Origin of the sequence: Pseudoxanthomonas sp. OG2, assembly GCF_014192765.1 — a bacterium.
In the GTDB taxonomy this organism is placed as follows: Bacteria; Pseudomonadota; Gammaproteobacteria; order Xanthomonadales; family Xanthomonadaceae; genus Pseudoxanthomonas_A; species Pseudoxanthomonas_A beigongshangi.
The window spans coordinates 2,839,571-2,855,699 of the sequence record NZ_JACHYM010000001.1 but is presented as its reverse complement, the minus strand read 5'-3'; the positions used below and the strand labels follow the sequence as shown (position 1 = coordinate 2,855,699).

General features: G+C 68.2%; 16 protein-coding genes. 10 read left to right on the top strand and 6 right to left on the bottom strand.

The genetic code is table 11. The features are described from left to right. The first annotated feature begins 108 nt into the window (after positions 1-108). From FHW78_RS13015 to FHW78_RS12980, 8 genes are all read left to right on the top strand, one after another. Entirely contained in the window at positions 109-1,041 is a 933-nt protein-coding gene (locus tag FHW78_RS13015) for a DUF3426 domain-containing protein (RefSeq protein WP_183640954.1), read from the top strand. Positions 1,042-1,170: 129 nt separating this feature from the next. Then, positions 1,171-1,440: a DNA-binding transcriptional regulator Fis gene (gene fis / locus FHW78_RS13010; protein ID WP_141454214.1), complete on the top strand. Its 270-nt coding sequence runs from the start codon at positions 1,171-1,173 to the stop codon at positions 1,438-1,440. A 112-nt stretch (positions 1,441-1,552) separates the two neighbouring features. Then, complete coding sequence (purH, locus tag FHW78_RS13005) at positions 1,553-3,136, top strand: bifunctional phosphoribosylaminoimidazolecarboxamide formyltransferase/IMP cyclohydrolase (protein ID WP_183640952.1); 1,584 nt, start codon at positions 1,553-1,555, stop codon at positions 3,134-3,136. Between the two features lie 2 nt (positions 3,137-3,138). After that, positions 3,139-4,002: a site-specific DNA-methyltransferase gene (locus FHW78_RS13000; RefSeq protein ID WP_218533332.1), complete on the top strand. Its 864-nt coding sequence runs from the start codon at positions 3,139-3,141 to the stop codon at positions 4,000-4,002. A 70-nt stretch (positions 4,003-4,072) separates the two neighbouring features. Next, the gene (gene purD, locus FHW78_RS12995) at positions 4,073-5,365 is read left to right on the top strand and encodes a phosphoribosylamine--glycine ligase (RefSeq protein WP_183640950.1); all 1,293 of its coding nucleotides are present in this window, start codon (positions 4,073-4,075) and stop codon (positions 5,363-5,365) included. A gap of 393 nt (positions 5,366-5,758) precedes the next feature. Continuing rightward, positions 5,759-7,678: an MFS transporter gene (locus FHW78_RS12990; RefSeq protein ID WP_183640948.1), complete on the top strand. Its 1,920-nt coding sequence runs from the start codon at positions 5,759-5,761 to the stop codon at positions 7,676-7,678. Between the two features lie 94 nt (positions 7,679-7,772). Continuing rightward, on the top strand, positions 7,773-8,105 hold the full coding sequence (locus FHW78_RS12985) for a CD225/dispanin family protein (protein WP_183640945.1): 333 nt from the start codon (positions 7,773-7,775) through the stop codon (positions 8,103-8,105). Between the two features lie 12 nt (positions 8,106-8,117). Then, entirely contained in the window at positions 8,118-8,528 is a 411-nt protein-coding gene (locus FHW78_RS12980) for a DUF2752 domain-containing protein (protein ID WP_183641417.1), read from the top strand. A 471-nt stretch (positions 8,529-8,999) separates the two neighbouring features. Here FHW78_RS12980 and FHW78_RS12975 read toward each other — a convergent pair whose 3' ends face one another. From FHW78_RS12975 to FHW78_RS12950, 6 genes are all read right to left on the bottom strand, one after another. Then, the gene (locus FHW78_RS12975) at positions 9,000-9,893 is read right to left on the bottom strand and encodes a cobalamin biosynthesis protein (protein WP_183640943.1); all 894 of its coding nucleotides are present in this window, start codon (positions 9,891-9,893) and stop codon (positions 9,000-9,002) included. A 292-nt stretch (positions 9,894-10,185) separates the two neighbouring features. Beyond that, a complete protein-coding gene (gene nudC / locus FHW78_RS12970; protein ID WP_183640940.1) occupies positions 10,186-11,112 on the bottom strand; it encodes an NAD(+) diphosphatase in 927 nt (308 codons plus the stop codon). Between the two features lie 14 nt (positions 11,113-11,126). After that, complete coding sequence (gene erpA / locus FHW78_RS12965; protein WP_141454222.1) at positions 11,127-11,507, bottom strand: iron-sulfur cluster insertion protein ErpA; 381 nt, start codon at positions 11,505-11,507, stop codon at positions 11,127-11,129. 27 nt (positions 11,508-11,534) lie between these two features. Continuing rightward, on the bottom strand, positions 11,535-12,257 hold the full coding sequence (locus FHW78_RS12960) for a DUF6776 family protein (RefSeq protein ID WP_183640938.1): 723 nt from the start codon (positions 12,255-12,257) through the stop codon (positions 11,535-11,537). Between the two features lie 54 nt (positions 12,258-12,311). Continuing rightward, the gene (locus FHW78_RS12955) at positions 12,312-12,722 is read right to left on the bottom strand and encodes a polymer-forming cytoskeletal protein (protein WP_183640936.1); all 411 of its coding nucleotides are present in this window, start codon (positions 12,720-12,722) and stop codon (positions 12,312-12,314) included. A gap of 2 nt (positions 12,723-12,724) precedes the next feature. Next, positions 12,725-13,456, bottom strand: coding sequence for a DUF6776 family protein (locus FHW78_RS12950; protein WP_183640934.1), 732 nt, complete (start codon positions 13,454-13,456; stop codon positions 12,725-12,727). Between the two features lie 95 nt (positions 13,457-13,551). Here FHW78_RS12950 and FHW78_RS12945 point away from each other — a divergent pair, with 95 nt between their 5' ends. Beyond that, entirely contained in the window at positions 13,552-14,157 is a 606-nt protein-coding gene (locus tag FHW78_RS12945) for a DUF4126 domain-containing protein (RefSeq protein WP_183640932.1), read from the top strand. 82 nt (positions 14,158-14,239) lie between these two features. After that, positions 14,240-16,129: an EAL domain-containing response regulator gene (locus tag FHW78_RS12940; protein ID WP_183640930.1), complete on the top strand. Its 1,890-nt coding sequence runs from the start codon at positions 14,240-14,242 to the stop codon at positions 16,127-16,129.

Below are 16,129 nucleotides of genomic sequence, written 5' to 3'. Positions count from 1 at the left end.
GCGGTGCCTGCTTCACTCAGGACGGCGTCGCCGATTGGACGGTGCGCGCGGGTCCGGCCCTGCCTGCCCGGCTTTGCGCGCCCCGGCCCGCATGTTTGAATAGGCCGCATGTTCATCGCCTGCCCGCACTGTCGCTATCTGGTGGCCACCGACCCGCGTGGGCAGCATGCCCCGGCGCACTGCCCGCGTTGCGGGGGCGCGCTGGGCGACGCCGGCGCGCGGGATGACGGACGCGCGACCGCATCCGTGCCCGATGCCGCGGCGGTCGACGGCGGCCCCAGCCTCGCGCGCCTGCTGCGCCGCGACGAAGCCGGTACGGTCGAATCACCCGCGTCCGTCGCCAGGCCGGCGGAAGACGACGCCGTCGAGGTCGAGGTCGAGGCGGCATCCTCCATCGCCGAATCCGAATCCGAATCCGAATCCGCAGATTCCTCCGAATCTTCCGCCGATGCGATCACCGAACCGGACGCGGTCGAGCTACCCGCCGCCGCGTCGGCGGCCCACGCTCCGGCGCGACCGGCACCGCGCGCGCCCAGCTTCCTGCATGGACAGGCGCATGCACGCGTACCTTCCGGTGTGCCGCGTTGGCAATGGGCCACGCTGATCGTGCTGGCGGCGGTGCTGGTGTTGCAGGTGCTGCTGGCCGATCGCGCGCGCCTTTCCGCCGATGCCGGCTGGCGGCCGGTGCTCGCGTCGCTGTGCAACGCGCTGGGCTGTTCGCTGCCGCCGTGGCGCGAACCGCAGGCGTTCGCGATGCTCGATCGCGACGTGCGTCCGGTGCCCGGCGCGCCGGGCGTGCTGCTGGCGCAGGCGACCTTCCGCAACGATGCGCGTTGGGCGCAGTCGTGGCCGGTACTGGTGCTGACGCTGAAGGATGCCGACGGGCGCACCCTGGGGGCGCGCGCGTTGCGTCCGGCCGAGTACCTGCCCAGGGACAGCGCGGCCCTGGCGACCATCGGTCCCGGGCAGAGTGCCCAGGTGGCCGTGCGGGTCCGCGAACCAAGTGCCAACGTGGTCGCGTTTTCCTTCGACTTCCGCTGATCGGCGCCGCCAACGCGCGTTCCCGCGACGAACGGGGTGCACGGACGCACGACTGGCGCTAGACTCCCTCCCCCGCCGCAGAACACAACCACAAGGCGGGCGCTTCGTCCTCCGCTTCCGGGAACCCGTGTGAACGCAGCTTCCACCCGCCAAGACAATCCCCGTTCGCCCCGTCCGCCGCTGCGCGAACATGTCGCCCAGTCGGTGCGCCGCTATCTGCGTGATCTGGACGGCTGCGACGCCGACGACGTGTACGAGATTGTCCTGCGGGAAATGGAGATTCCCCTGTTCGTGGAAGTCCTGAACCACTGCGAGGGCAACCAGAGCCGGGCCGCGGCCCTGCTCGGCATCCACCGCGCCACCCTGCGCAAGAAGCTGAAGGACTACGGGCTGGCCTGAGCGCGCCCGATCACGCCGGATCACGCCGATCGCGGCCTGATCCGCCCCGTCCACGGGGGAAGCGACCCGCCCGGGAGGCTATAATTCCGCGGTCCTCCCGCCGCATCTCCCCATGACCGACCAACGCCTGCCCGTCCGCCGGGCACTGCTTTCCGTTTCCGACAAAACCGGCCTCATCGAACTGGCGCAGGCCCTGGCCGCACGCAACGTGGAACTGCTGTCCACCGGCGGCACCGCCAAGGCCCTGCGTGACGCCGGCCTGGCCGTGCGCGACGTCTCCGACGTCACCGGCTTTCCCGAAATCATGGACGGACGGGTCAAGACCCTGCATCCCAAGGTCCACGGCGGCCTGCTGGGCCGTCGCGGCACCGACGACGCGGTGATGGCGCAGCACGGCATCGGCGCGATCGACCTGCTGGTGCTGAACCTGTATCCGTTCGAGAAAGTCACCGCGCGCGCCGACTGCACCCTGGACGAGGCGGTGGAGAACATCGACATCGGCGGCCCGGCGATGCTGCGCGCTGCGGCGAAGAATTTCGCCCATGTCGCGGTCGCCACCGATCCGGCGCAATACGCCGATCTGGTGCGCGAACTGGACGAACACGACGGCAGCCTGTCGGCGCGGACCCGCTTCGCCCTGTCGGTGGCCGCGTTCAACCGCGTGGCCCAGTACGACGCGGCGATCAGCAACTACCTGTCCGCGGTCACCGACGCTTCGGCGGTGGTGCCGGCGCGCAGCGAGTTCCCGGCGCAGATGAATTCCACCTTCGTGAAGGTGATGGATCTGCGCTACGGCGAGAATCCGCACCAATCCGGTGCGTTCTACCGCGACCTGGGCCCGGTGCCGGGCACGCTGGCGACCTTCCAGCAGTTGCAGGGCAAGGAACTGAGCTTCAACAACCTGGCCGACGCCGATTCGGCGTGGGAATGCGTGCGCCAGTTCGACGCACCAGCCTGCGTGATCGTCAAGCACGCCAATCCGTGCGGCGTGGCGGTCGGCGTGGCCTGCGGCGATGCCTACGAACTGGCCTATGCGACCGATCCCACCAGCGCGTTCGGCGGCATCATCGCCTTCAACCGCACCCTCGACGCGGCCACCGCCAAGGTCATCCTGGATCGCCAGTTCGTCGAAGTGCTGATCGCGCCGGACTACGAGGAAGGCGCGCTGGACTACGCGAAGAAGAAGGCCAACGTGCGGGTGCTGCGCATCCCGCTGGGCGCCGGCCTCAACAACTACGACAGCAAGCGCATCGGCTCCGGCCTGCTGCTGCAGTCCTCCGACAACCGCGGCATGAGCGCGGACGAGCTGAAGGTGGTCAGCCAGCGCTCGCCGACCGAGGCCGAGCTGCGCGACCTGCTGTTTGCCTGGCGGGTGGCCAAGTACGTCAAGTCCAACGCGATCGTCTACGCCAAGGACAACCGCACGATTGGCGTCGGCGCGGGCCAGATGAGCCGGGTGTACTCGGCGCGCATCGCCGGCATCAAGGCCGCCGACGCGAACCTGCAGGTGGAAGGCTCGGTGATGGCCTCGGATGCGTTCTTCCCGTTCCGCGACGGCATCGACGCCGCCGCCGAAGCCGGCATCAAGGCGGTGATCCAGCCGGGCGGCTCGATGCGCGACAGCGAAGTCATCGCCGCCGCCGACGAGCATGGCCTGGCCATGGTGTTCACGGGCGTGCGCCACTTCCGGCACTGATCGTGCCGGCCCGCGCGCAGCCTGCCGCCACCTCCCCCGCCCTGGCCGACGCGCTGGGGCTGGGCACGCTGGCCGCAAGCCCGACCTCGCCCAACCGGCTCGCCTGGGCCGATGCCGACGGTCGCGCGCTGCTGTACCGCGCCAATTGCCTGGAACTTCTGGACCGGATCATCGAACGCCATCCGGATGGCTTCTTCGACATGATCTTCGCCGACCCGCCGTATTTCCTCTCCAACGGCGGCGTCACCTGCCATGGCGGGAAAATGGTCAAGGTCGACAAGGGCGCCTGGGATCGCAGCCAGGGCCCGGCCTACAACCACGAGTTCAACCTGGCCTGGCTGCAGCGCTGCCAGGCCGCGCTGAAAGCCGACGGCACCCTGTGGGTGTCCGGCACCCACCACGTGATCCATTCGGTCGGCTTCGCCATGCAGCAGCTGGGCATGAAGCTGCTCAACGACATCACCTGGGAAAAACCCAATCCGCCGCCCAACCTGGCCTGCCGCACCTTCACCCATTCCACCGAGACCCTGATCTGGGCGGCGAAGACGGAGAAGAGCAGGCATCGCTTCCACTACCGGAAGATGAAGGCGGAGAACGGCGACAAGCAGATGAAGTCGGTGTGGCGCCTGTCCGCGCCGGCCAAGGGCGAGAAGAGCCACGGCCGCCATCCCACCCAGAAACCGGTGGAACTGCTGCTGCGCTGCATCGAGGCTTCGACCGATCCCGGCGATCGCATCTTCGATCCCTTCAACGGTTCCGGCACCACCGGCGTGGCCGCGCTGCGCAGCGGCCGGCGCTATGTCGGCAGCGAGCTGGATCCGGCCTTCGTCAGGCTGACCGCCGCGCGCCTGGGGGCCGAGGCGTGAGCACGCCACGATTCCCCTTCCTTTCCTTGATCCGCGCCGCGGGTCCACACGCATTTCGGAGTAGACAGCCATGAAGATCCTCGTCATCGGTTCCGGCGGCCGCGAACACGCGCTGGCCTGGAAGATCGCGCAGTCGCCGCGCGTGGCCGAAGTGCTGGTCGCTCCCGGCAACGCCGGCACCGCACGCGAGGACAAGTGCCGCAACGTCGCCGTGGGTGCGACCGAAATCGATCGCCTGGTCGAACTGGTGAAACAGGAAGGCGTGGCCCTGACCGTGGTCGGCCCCGAAGCGCCGCTGGTGGCCGGCGTGGTGGATCGTTTCCGCAGCGAAGGCCTGCGCATCTTCGGACCCACCGCCGCCGCCGCGCAGCTGGAAGGCAGCAAGGCGTTCGCCAAGGATTTCCTCGCCCGCCACGGCATTCCCACCGCGCACTACGCGGTATTCACCGAGACCGCGCCGGCATTGGCCTACGTGCGCGAGAAGGGCGCGCCGATCGTGATCAAGGCCGACGGCCTGGCCGCCGGCAAGGGCGTGATCGTGGCGATGACCCTGGCCGAGGCCGAGGCCGCCATCCAGGACATGCTGGCCGGCAACGCGTTCGGCGCGGCCGGCGCGCGGGTGGTGGTCGAGGAATTCCTCGATGGCGAGGAGGCCAGCTTCATCAGCATGGTCGACGGCCGCACCGCACTGCCGATGGCGACCTCGCAGGATCACAAGCGGGTCGGCGACGGCGACACCGGTCCCAACACCGGCGGCATGGGCGCGTATTCACCGGCACCGGTGGTGACGCCGGAAGTGCACGATCGGGTGATGCGTGAAGTGGTCAATCCGACCGTGCAGGGCATGATCGCCGACGGCGTGCCGTTCACCGGCTTCCTGTATGCCGGGCTGATGATCGACGGCAATGGCGCGCCGAAGGTGATCGAGTTCAACGTGCGCTTCGGCGATCCGGAAACCCAGCCGGTGATGCTGCGCCTGCGCTCGGATCTGGTGGATCTGGTGGAAGCGGCCATCGACGGCCGCCTGGACGCCACCGAGGCGGACTGGGATCCGCGTCCATCGCTGGGCGTGGTGATGGCGGCGGCGAACTATCCGGAAACGCCGAAGACCGGCGACGCCATCCACGGCCTGGACGCGGATCTCGGCCCGGCCAAGGTTTTCCACGCCGGCACCCGCCCCGGCAACAACGGCGAAGTGCTGACCAGCGGTGGCCGCGTGCTGTGCGTGGCCGCGCTCGGCGACAGCGTCGGCGACGCGCAGCGCAATGCCTATGCCGGTGTCGAACGCATCGGCTGGGATGGGGAGTTCCATCGCAATGACATCGGCTGGCGCGCAATCGCACGCGAAAAACCCACCGCGTAGAGCCGAGCTTGCTCGGCTGCCAGGAGCTCCGGCAGCGAACGCTCTTTTCGCGCACGGGAAAGGCAGCGGAGCGAGCTCCGCAAATCCCCCTCAGTCCCCCTTTTTCAAAGGGGGAGGTATTCCGGATCTTCCATCATCACCACATGGGGATGCTCTTCTATCGAAAATGTGCACACCTTCCCGGTGTCTCCACTGCCGGGGACGTGAATGCTCCCTTGACCAGCCATTCGGCTGTTGAAAGCGAAAAAGGGGGCGGGCACCCGCGCAGCGGGTGACGGGGGATTTGCGCGGGGTGTCTGAAAGCATCTCTCCCAAGCCCCCTCGGAAAGCCGCCCCCGGTAAACCGGATGCCCCCATCGTTCTGCTAGGCTGCGCGCAACCCACGGAGGGCGCATGTCCAGCCACAGCCAGTTCGTCTTGTTGAAACAGCGGCGCTTCCTGCCGTTCTTCCTGGTCCAGTCGCTGGGCGCGTTCAACGACAACGTCTACCGCCAGGCGATCATCGGCCTGCTGGGTTTCATGAGCGTCAGTGCGCAGGACAAGACGCTGTACACCAACCTGGCGCCAGCCATCTTCATCCTGCCCTACTTCCTGTTCTCGGCCACCGCCGGCCAGATCGCGGAGAAGCTGGAGAAATCGAAGTTGATCCGGATCACGACGACGATGGAAATCGTGATCATGTCGCTGGCCGCAATCGGCTTCCTCACCCAGGATCTGATCGTCCTGTTGACCGCGCTGTTCTGCACCGGCCTGCAATCGACCCTGTTCGGCCCGGTCAAGTACTCCATCCTGCCCTCGGTGCTCAAACCCGAGGAACTGACCGGCGGCAACGGCCTGGTCGAGATGGGCACCTCGCTGTCGATCCTGATCGGCATGATCTTCGGCGGCCTGATCTTCAACCTGGCCGGCAGCCATGGCCCGACCGTGGCCGCGGTCGCCATCATCCTGCTTGCCATCACCGGCAACCTGGTCAGCCGGCTGATTCCGCGCGCCGACGCGGGGGCGCCGGAACTGAAGATCAACTGGAACCCGCTGACCGAATCGCGCACGGTCCTGCGCCTGGCCAAGAAGCAGGTCGCGGTGCGCAACTCGGTGCTGGGCGTGTCCTGGTTCTGGTTCTTCGGCACCGTGCTGACCGGCAACATCCCCACCTACGCCGATCTGAACCTGGGCATCGGCACCTGGTACGTGTTCCCGTTGGCGCTGTTCTCGATCGGCACCGGCGTGGGTTCGCTGTTGTGCGAACGCCTTTCCGCACGCACCGTGGAAATCGGCCTGGTGCCGCTGGGCGCGTTCGGCATGAGCGCGTTCCTGCTGGATCTGTACTTCGCCCGCAGCGGCGTGGCGCCGGTCGCCGGTTTGTCGGTATCGGCATTCCTGCAGCAGCCCGGCAGCTGGCGCATCGTCATCGACCTGATCGGCATCGGCCTGTTCACCGGCTTCTTCGTGGTGCCGCTGTTCGCGCTGATCCAGAGCCGCACGCCGAAGCAGGAACTGGCCCGGGTCATCGCCGGCATGAACATCCAGAACGCCGGTTACATCGTGCTGGCGGCGGTGCTGGGCATCGCCCTGCAGATGAAGGAACTGGCGCTGGGCGGATTCCGCATCCCGCTGCCGGGGCTGACCATCCCGCAGGTGTTCCTGGTGCTGGCCATTGCCAACGCCGTGGTGGCGATCTGGATCTTCACCCTGGTGCCCGAATTCCTGATGCGCTTCCTGAGCTGGGTGCTGGTGCGCTTCCTGTACCGGCTGCGCCTGCACGGCATCGAGAAGCACGTGCCCGACGAAGGCCCGGCACTGCTGGTCTGCAACCACGTCAGCTACATGGATGCGCTGCTGCTGGCGGCCAGCATCCCGCGGCCGGTGCGCTTCGTCATGTACTACAAGATCTTCAACATCCCGGTGATGAGCTGGATCTTCCGCACCGCCAAGGCCATCCCGATCGCCGGGGCCAAGGAGGATCCGGAACTGATGCGGCGCGCATTCGAGGAAATCGACCAAGCCCTGGCCGAGGGCGAGATCGTCGGCATCTTCCCGGAGGGCGCGCTGACCCGCGACGGCGGCATCGCGCCGTTCAAGTCGGGGGTGGAGAAGATCCTGGAACGGCGGCCGGTGCCGGTGGTGCCGATGGCGCTGAAGGGCATGTGGAGCAGCATGTGGAGCCGCCGCGACAGCCGGCTGGGCCGGATGCGGGTACCGCGCCGTTTCCGTGCCCACGTGGAGGTGGTGGCCGCGCCGCCGGTGGACGGAACGACCGCGACCGCCGAGAGCCTGGAGGTGATCGTGCGCGGACTGCGTGGCGACGACGCCTGACCCCATCGAACCTTCACGGCGCGCATACGAATCGCGGGTACAGACGTTAGACTAGGGTCCGACCACCCCGCTTCATCACTGCAAGGAGACTCCGATGAGTGCCGTTCCCCCGTTGCCGCAACAGGCTCCCGCCAACATCCCCAACCATCTGGCCTGGTCGATCATCTCGACCGTACTGGCGACCTGCCTGTGCTGCCCGCTGGGCCTGGTCGGCATCGTCGCCATCGTGTTCTCCAGCCAGGTCAACAGCAAGTTGAACCAGGGCGACCTGGAAGGCGCGCGCCGCGCTTCCAACAACGCCAAGACCTGGTGCTGGGTCGCCACCGCGCTGGCGATCATCGGCCTGCTGCTCAACATCTACGTCCTGGCCACCGGTGGCATGGCGCAGTACATGCAGATGATGGAACAGATCCAGCAGCAACAGTAAGTTCCGGTGTCCATTGCCCTGAAACCGCTGCAATGGACCGCGCTGGCGGGGATCGCGCTGCTGATCCCCGCCGGCGTCTGGCTGCTGCTGCATTTCGATCCGAACGTCGAGGGCAATCCGTTCCTGCCCTGCATCTTCCGCGAGCTGACCGGCTTCTACTGCATCGGCTGCGGCCTGACCCGCGCACTGCACGCGCTGGTGCACGGCGACATCGTCCGCGCCTTCGGCATGAACCCGCTGGCGATGCTGGTGCTGCCGATGGTGCCGCTGCTGGTGGCCCATTCGCAGGGATGGCGGCCACGCGCACTGGAACCGCTGATGCGCGTGATCATGGAACCGAAACTTTGGCTGGTGGTGTTGCCAACGTATTGGATAGCCCGCAATTTGCCTTGGTATCCCTTCACCCTGCTGGCCCCGGGTTGATCCAAAGCCGCTTTGGCGGATGGGCATGGACGCGCTGCGGCGCGTTCCCGGATTTCGGCGCCCACCCTTTCAGGTGGCGCGGATAGCCCGCAATTTGCCTTGGTATCCCTTCACCCTGCTGGCCCCGGGTTGATCCAAAGCCGCTTTGGCGGATGGGCATGGACGCGCTGCGGCGCGTTCCCGGATTTCGGCGCCCACCCTTTCAGGTGGCGCGGATAGCCCGCAATTTGCCCTGGTTTCCCTTCACCCTGCTGGCCCCGGGTTGATCCAATCCCCCTTGTGGGAGCGACGTAAGTCGCGAAGCTTCGAACCTTGAAGTGCCGCTGCCTACTTCCCCCTTGGCAAAACCACGCGCTGTCTTGTCATTCCGATATCGTCGGGATATCGCGACTTACGTCGCTCCCACATGATTGTTTTTCGACCGATCTTTCGGTCGGGATCACGGTCGCGACTGACGTCGCTCCTACGGGTTTAGCTGACCCAGCCGCCGATGACGAATACGGCCAGCACCGCCATCCAGACCAGCAGGATGCGCCAGACCAGGCTCATGGCGTCGCGCAACTCGGGCAGTTCGCGCATGGCCTGGACCATGCCTTCCTCCGCGTAGTCCTCGGCTTCTTCCGCCAGTTCGCTGCGCACGCTCGCGCGCGCGGCGTGGCCGAGGAATCCGGTCCGCAGTTGCAGGCTGTTGCCGTGCGCCTCTCGCCAGGCCTGGAAGACGGTATCGAAGTTGCCGACCAGGGCCATCGCCAGGGTCATCAGCTGGGCGACCGGCCATTCCAGCACGGACAGCAGCGCGCGCGCGCCCTCGCGGGTGTCGTGCGGCAGCGCGCGCTGGAACTCGCCTTCGGCGGTCAGTGCGACCAGCCGGTACAGCAGCGCGCCGATCGGTCCGAGCAACAGGAACCAGAACAGCACCCCGAACCAGCGCCGCAGCGCGTTGCGGAACACAGCTTCCACCAAGGCCGGGCCATCGGCGGCCACGGTCTCGCCATCCGGCCACAGGCGGGCAATCGCCTCGCGACGCGCGGCCGGCTCGTGCGCATCGATGATCGCTTCCACGTCCACGTCGAGATCGCGCGGACCCCACGCGTAGACCAGCACCAGCACCGAGAACAGCAGCCCGACCAGGCCCAACAGCGGCTCGTGCAACACCCACTGGAACAACCCGACCAGCAGCAGCGGCGGCACCAGCGCCAGCGCGATGCCGTAGCGGCCGCGCCAGAAACCGTCTCCGGGGAAGCGTTCGTCGAGCCAGCGCAGCCAGTGTCCGTACCAATGGAACTGACGGACCGACGTGACCAGTGACGGCGCGACGTGCCCGAGTACCAGCGCGACGACCACGGCGACCAGGGTGATGGACATTCGGTTCCTCCTTCCCCCGGATTCTAGCCTGCCGCTTCGTTAATGTCGGGTCTGGGGGCGCGCCCGGCTGCGCCTGGAGCAAATCCCCCTCGGTCCCCCTTTTGCAAAGGGGGAGGAAAAGCGGGGTTTCCCTAGAGTGGGTGACCCTTGTGATAGCCCCCTTGACCAGCCATTCGGCTGTTGAAAGGCGTCTGAAAAAGGGGGCGGACACCCGCGTTAGCGGGTGACGGGGGATTGATCAGCCATTCGGCTGTTGGGAGGCGATTGCGGTTGGAGGATCCACGACAGCCGCTCAGGAGCGTCGCCGCGCGAGCATCCCGGCATGCCAGTGATCGATCAGCGAGCGTGCGATGGAAATCCGCGGCGACAGCAGCAGGCCCTCGTCGCCGTCGCCCTCGCGGCGTTCGCGGGCCGCGTCGATTTCATCGAAGGTGAACCAGCGCGCGTCTTCCAGTTCGTCGTCCACCCGCGGCACGTCCGGCTCGGCGTCGGCGGCGAAGCCCAGCATCAGCGCGCCGGGGAACGGCCACGGCTGCGCGCCCAGGTAGCGGCAGCCGCGCACGCGCACGCCGGTTTCCTCCAGCACTTCGCGCGCCACCGTCTGTTCCAGGGTTTCACCGGGTTCGACGAAACCGGCGATCACCGAATAGCGGCGCGCCGGCCAGGACGATTGGCGGCCCAGCAGCAGGCGTTCGCCATCGCTGACCGCGACGATCACCGCCGGGTCCACGCGCGGGTAATGGTCCGCGTCGCATTGCAGGCAACGGCCCTGGTAACCGGCGCGGCGGAACTCCACCTCGCCGCCGCACAGGCCGCAGAAGCGGTTGCGCGAACGCCAGTAGAACATCGCCCGCGCCAGCGCGAACACGCCAGCCTCGAACGCTGGCCAGACCGCCGCCGCACGGCGCAGATCCACGCGTTGCGCCGCTTCGAACGGCACGCTGTCCGCCTCGACCGCGAACCACGCGGTCTCGCCGCGCAGGCCGAGGAAGATCGCCGTGCCGGGACCGCCTCCGAGCGCTTCGCCGGTAGGCGCCGCCAGTTGTCCGGCCGTATCGGCGAACGCTTCACCCTCGCGGGTCAGCACGATCACGCGCGCGCCCGGCCACAGGCGGAACAGGGTGTCGGGGTCGTCGCGCAGCTTGTCGGCGCGATCCAGCGGCTCGCCCGCGAAGGCGAAACCGGTCAACGCGGAGGCGGTGCTGGAATCGGTGCCCACGGGGTGAGCGGGTGTCACATGCTGAAACTGCTGCCGCAGCCGCAGGTGGTCTTGGCGTTGGGATTGCGGATGACGAACTGCGCGCCCTGCAGGCTCTCGCTGTAGTCCACCTCGGCGCCCATCAGGTATTGCAGGCTCAGCGGATCCACCAGCAGGGTCACGCCGTCGGTGTCCACCGCCAGATCGTCCTCGGCGCGGTTCTCGTCGAACTCGAAACCGTACTGGAAGCCGGAGCAGCCACCGCCCTGGATGTAGACGCGCAGCGCCAGTCCGGCGTTGCCTTCCTCATCGATGAGCTCGCGGACCTTGGCGGCCGCGGCGTGGCTGAAGTTCAGCGGGCGCTCGAGTGACTGGTAGTCCGGCGCCGCCGAGGGCAGGGAAACGAGGTTGTCCATGGCGATCAGGATGGGGGTTGGGGGGACTCACTTCAAGCCGGAAGCGCCAGTGCCCTCGCGGCCGCTGGCGGCGGCCCAGGTGAACGATTGTTCCACCGCAGCGCCGTTCTGCGGCACCAGCCGCGCGGTCACCCGGACCGGCTCGAAATCGGCGGGCAGGACCAGGTCGCCCTCGACCTGCTGGAAATACTTGAACGAATACGGCAGGCCCGGCGCATCGGCCTGCTGGCGCAGGTCCGACCAGGCCAGCCGCTGCAGCTTGCCGGCGCGGGTGCCTTCCACCGACACCAGCAGCCGGCCGGCATTGACCGCGCCGCGATTGAGGTTCTGGGTCAGGGTGGCGGTGAAGTGCCAGGCCTGGTCGGTCTGCGGCTGCAGCTTGAGTTCGTGCACGGCCAGGCCGCGACGCTGGCCGGTGGCGCCGACGAAGCGCTCGTAGAAGGCCACGTCGGCGCGCAGGCCGGCGATTTCCTCGTCGCGCTCGGCCAGCGCGGTCTGCAGGTCGCGGTTGGCGTCGCGGCTGATCTGGTCCGAGCGCGACAGCGTGGCGACCCGCTGCTCCAGTTGCTCGACCTGTTTTTTCTGGGCCTGGAACTGATGCGCGCTGGGCGCCTGTCCGCCGCCGGCCAGGACCTGCCACAGGCCCCAGCCGCCGAAGGCGACCAGCAGCGCCAGCAAGGCGACGGCCGCGTAGAACCAGAGCCGCCCGCTGGCCGGCGGGGGCGGTGAAGGAAGAGGAGTCTCACTCATGGGCCGAGCATAGCGCGGCCCGCCGGAGGGGGCTCTGAATGCCGGCGAACCGGTTCAGGCGTGGGCGGGGACCAGGTTTTCTGCGGTCTCGCCGGCGCTGGCGAGCGCCGTGGCATGCACCAGCCGGCCAGTGAGCTGGGCGCCGGCGCTCATCTCCACCACCTGGTAGTGGATGTTGCCGTGCACCCGCGCCTTGGACGCCAGTTCCACCCGGTCGTCGGCGTACACGTTGCCGACCAGTTGGCCGTTGATGATCACCACCGGCGCGCGCACCTCGCCTTCGATGCTGCCCTGCTCGGCCAGCGTCAGCACCGCGCGCTCGCCTTCGGCGGCCAGCACCTTGCCCTGGATCCGCCCTTCCACGTACAGGCCGCCGCTGAAGATCAGATCGCCCTGGATGGTGACCTGCGGGCCGATGAGGGTGTCGATGGCCTGGCCATCGCGCTGGGGCTTGTGCTTGAACATGATCATTTTCCTCCGGCTGAGGTCGCGAGTTTCCAATCGAACGCCTGCTCCACCGCGCGCTCGCCGCCGCTGAGTTGCACCTTCACCCGCTGCGGGGTGAAGCCGCCGGGCAGCATCACGCTGCCATCGAGCTGCTGGAAATAGCGGAAGGAGTAGGCCTGCCCGGCCACGCCGGACTGCTGGTGCAGTTCGTCCCAGCCGATCGTCGCCAGTTGCCCGTCGCGCACGCCCTCCACCGCGAAGCGCATCGCGCCTTCGCTGATGGCGCCGCGGTTGAGCGTCTGGGTCAGGGTGATCTGGTATTGCCAGGCGCCGCCCGGCGCGCGGCTGAACTCGGCCAGGTGCACATTGAGGCCGCGGCGCGGGGCGGTGGCCCCGACCAGGCGCTCGTAGAACGCCACGTCCGCACGCAGTCCCGCGATTTCCTCGTCACGCTCGGCCAGCGAGGCTTGCAGTTCCTGGTTGGCGGAGCGGCTGATGCGATCGGAAACGCCCAGGGTGGTTTCGCGCTGGCTCAGTTGCTGCAGTTCGGCCCGCTGCCGGCGGACCTGGTCCCGGGCCTGGTCCAGCGCCTGCTTCGCCTGCCCCAGCCGGGGCGCGGCGGTGTAGCTGGCCAGCCACCAGACCCCGGCCAGCGTCCCCGCCCAGGCCAGTCCCGCCACGGCCAGCCAGAGTCCGCGGCGCGAGGGCCGCTGTTCGACGATCTGGTAGCGCGGGAAGGGGGATCTGGACATGAGCGAATCCCTGGCCGCGCTCAGGCAGCAGCCAGACAGGAGGCCTATACTCGGGACCATCGACAGGGCCGTCGAGTCTACTGGGAACCGCCGGGATGTCCGAAGCACATCTTTTCGTAATTGGGATCCTGTTGGCATGGATGGCCGGGATCCGCGTCTACCTGACCGTGTTCGGCCTCGGCCTGGCCGGCGCGCTGGGCTGGCTGGATCTGCCGCCGGCCCTGCAGGTCACGCAGTCCTGGTGGGTGCTGGGCACCTCGGGCGCGCTGGCGCTGGCCGAATTCTTCGCGGACAAGATTCCCGGGGTGGACTCGGGCTGGGATCTGCTGCAGACCCTGGCGCGGGTGCCGGCGGGCGCCTTCCTGGCCGCCGCCACGCTCTCGCCGGACGGACAGCTCGGCGGTGGCGCGCTCGCCGCCGGCGCCGGCATCGCCCTGACCAGCCACGTGCTGAAGAGCGGTTCGCGCGCGCTCATGAACACCTCGCCCGAGCCGGTCAGCAACTGGGCCGCCTCGGTCACCGAGGACGCGGTGGTGGTGGGCGGCCTGGCGCTGGCCTTTGCCCATCCCTGGATCGCCCTGATCCTGGTGGTCGGCATATCGATCGTGCTGGCGCTGGCGGTGTGGTGGGTCTGGCGTCGCGTCAGCCGTGGCCTGAAACGGCTGCTCGGTACGTCTGATCCTCGAATGCCGACCCCTTGACGCGGAAAACCGGATGCTCCGGAACGCCTGTGCCGGGTCGTGAACTTCATCGCATAATGCGGCACATGCTTGGGGAAGCCTGATGTCTGCCACTGACGCCACATCCCGCCGGCAGGATGAGCCTTCGCGCTCCCGTCTGCGGGCCGAAACCCCGCCGCCGGGCTACTGGCGGCGCTGGACGGCCGACGCGCCCGCGCCGGTGCCGCTGAAAGGAGGTATGTCCGCGATGACCGCATCCTCTCCGCCGCCCGCGACCGGCGACGTGCCGCCGGTGCCGGGCAACGATGCCGGCGGTGCCGCACCGGCGGCTTCCAGCCGTACCGGCGACACCCAGGAAAGCCCCTACCGGGTGCTCATCGTCGAGGATGATCGCGGCCAGGCGCTGTTCGCCCAGAGCGTGCTGCACGGCGCCGGCATGCAGGCCGAAGTGCAGATGCAGTCCGACGGCGTGCTCGATGCGATGGAGCGGTTCAAGCCGGATCTGGTGCTGATGGATCTGCACATGCCCGGTCGCGACGGCATGAACCTGACGATGCTGATCCGCCAGCAGCCCGAGTACCTGCACCTGCCGATCGTATTCCTGACCGGGGACCCGGATCCGGAACGCCAGTTCGAAGTGCTGGAAAGCGGCGCCGACGATTTCCTCAACAAGCCGATCCGGCCGCGTCACCTGATCGCGGCGGTTTCCAACCGCATCCAGCGCGCGCGCCAGCGCGTCGCGCCATCGCTTGCGCGCGCCACCATCAACACCGAGACCGGCCTGCCGACGCGCACCTACCTGCTGCAGCAGGTAGGCGCGGCGGTTCAATCGGCCTCCGGCGGCGGCCTGTTCTTCATCGAGGTGGGCAGCGCGCTGAGCCTGCGCGAGCGCTATGGCTACGCGGCGTTCGAGCAGTTGATGAACCAGGCCGGGCGTCGCCTGGCGGAAGTGGCCGCGCCCCACCCGGTCGCGCGGCTGAACGACAACAGCTTCCTGTCGCTGGCCGCCAGCCTGGACGAGTCCGCCCTGGAAACGCAGGCCGCGCGCCTGCGCGACGGGCTGACCCTCAATCCGTTCCCGATCGGCGCGGGCGAGACCCTCAACCTGCGCAGCTCCATCGGCTACACGCCGTTGTCGATCGGCTTCGCCGACGCCGGCAGCGCGCTGGAGGCCACCGAACGCGCGGTGCTGCAGGCACGCCTGAAGGGCAACAACCTGGCCGGCTACACCCCGACCCAGGTCATCGAGGATGCGCCGAAGATCTCGCTGGAGGATGGCCGCTTCGAGCTGGCCTACCAGCCGATCGTCGCGGTCGCCGGCAGCGATCAGGCGCAGTACCAGGTGCTGCTGCGCATGCGCCAGCCCGACGGTTCGCTGCTGCCCGCCTCGCAGGTGATCCCGGCGGCCGAATCGGCCGGCGGCATCGCCCAGATCGATCACTGGGTGCTGGAACACGCGTTGTACGTGCTGGCCGAGCGCCAGTCGCAGGGACCGTCGCTGCGCCTGTTCGTCTCGCAGTCACCGCGCACGCTGGCGCGCGAATCGCATGCGCAGTGGCTGCTGGATACCCTGGCCGAACGCGGCATCGAAGGGACCTCGCTGGTCATCGACCTGCGCATGGCCGACGCGCTGATCCACACCGTGACCCTGCGCGATTTCTGCCACCAGCTGATGCCCAGCGGCGTGCAGTTCTGCCTGAGCCAGTTCGAGCCCGGACGCGAGGCCGATGCGTTGCTGACCCAGTTGCCGCTGGGCTACCTGCGGGTGGCCAGCCGCTATGCCGGCGCCCATACCGATCCGAAGCTGCGCGACGAGCTGCGCGGCATCATCGACCAGGCGCATCGCGCCGGCCTGCAGGTCATCGGCCAGCAGATCGAGGATCCGCAAGCGGCCGCCGCGATGTGGATGGGCGGCGTGGACTTCATCCAGGGCAATCTGGTGCAGGCCGTCGGCAGCGAACTCGGCTTCGATTTCCACAACGCGGTGCTGTAG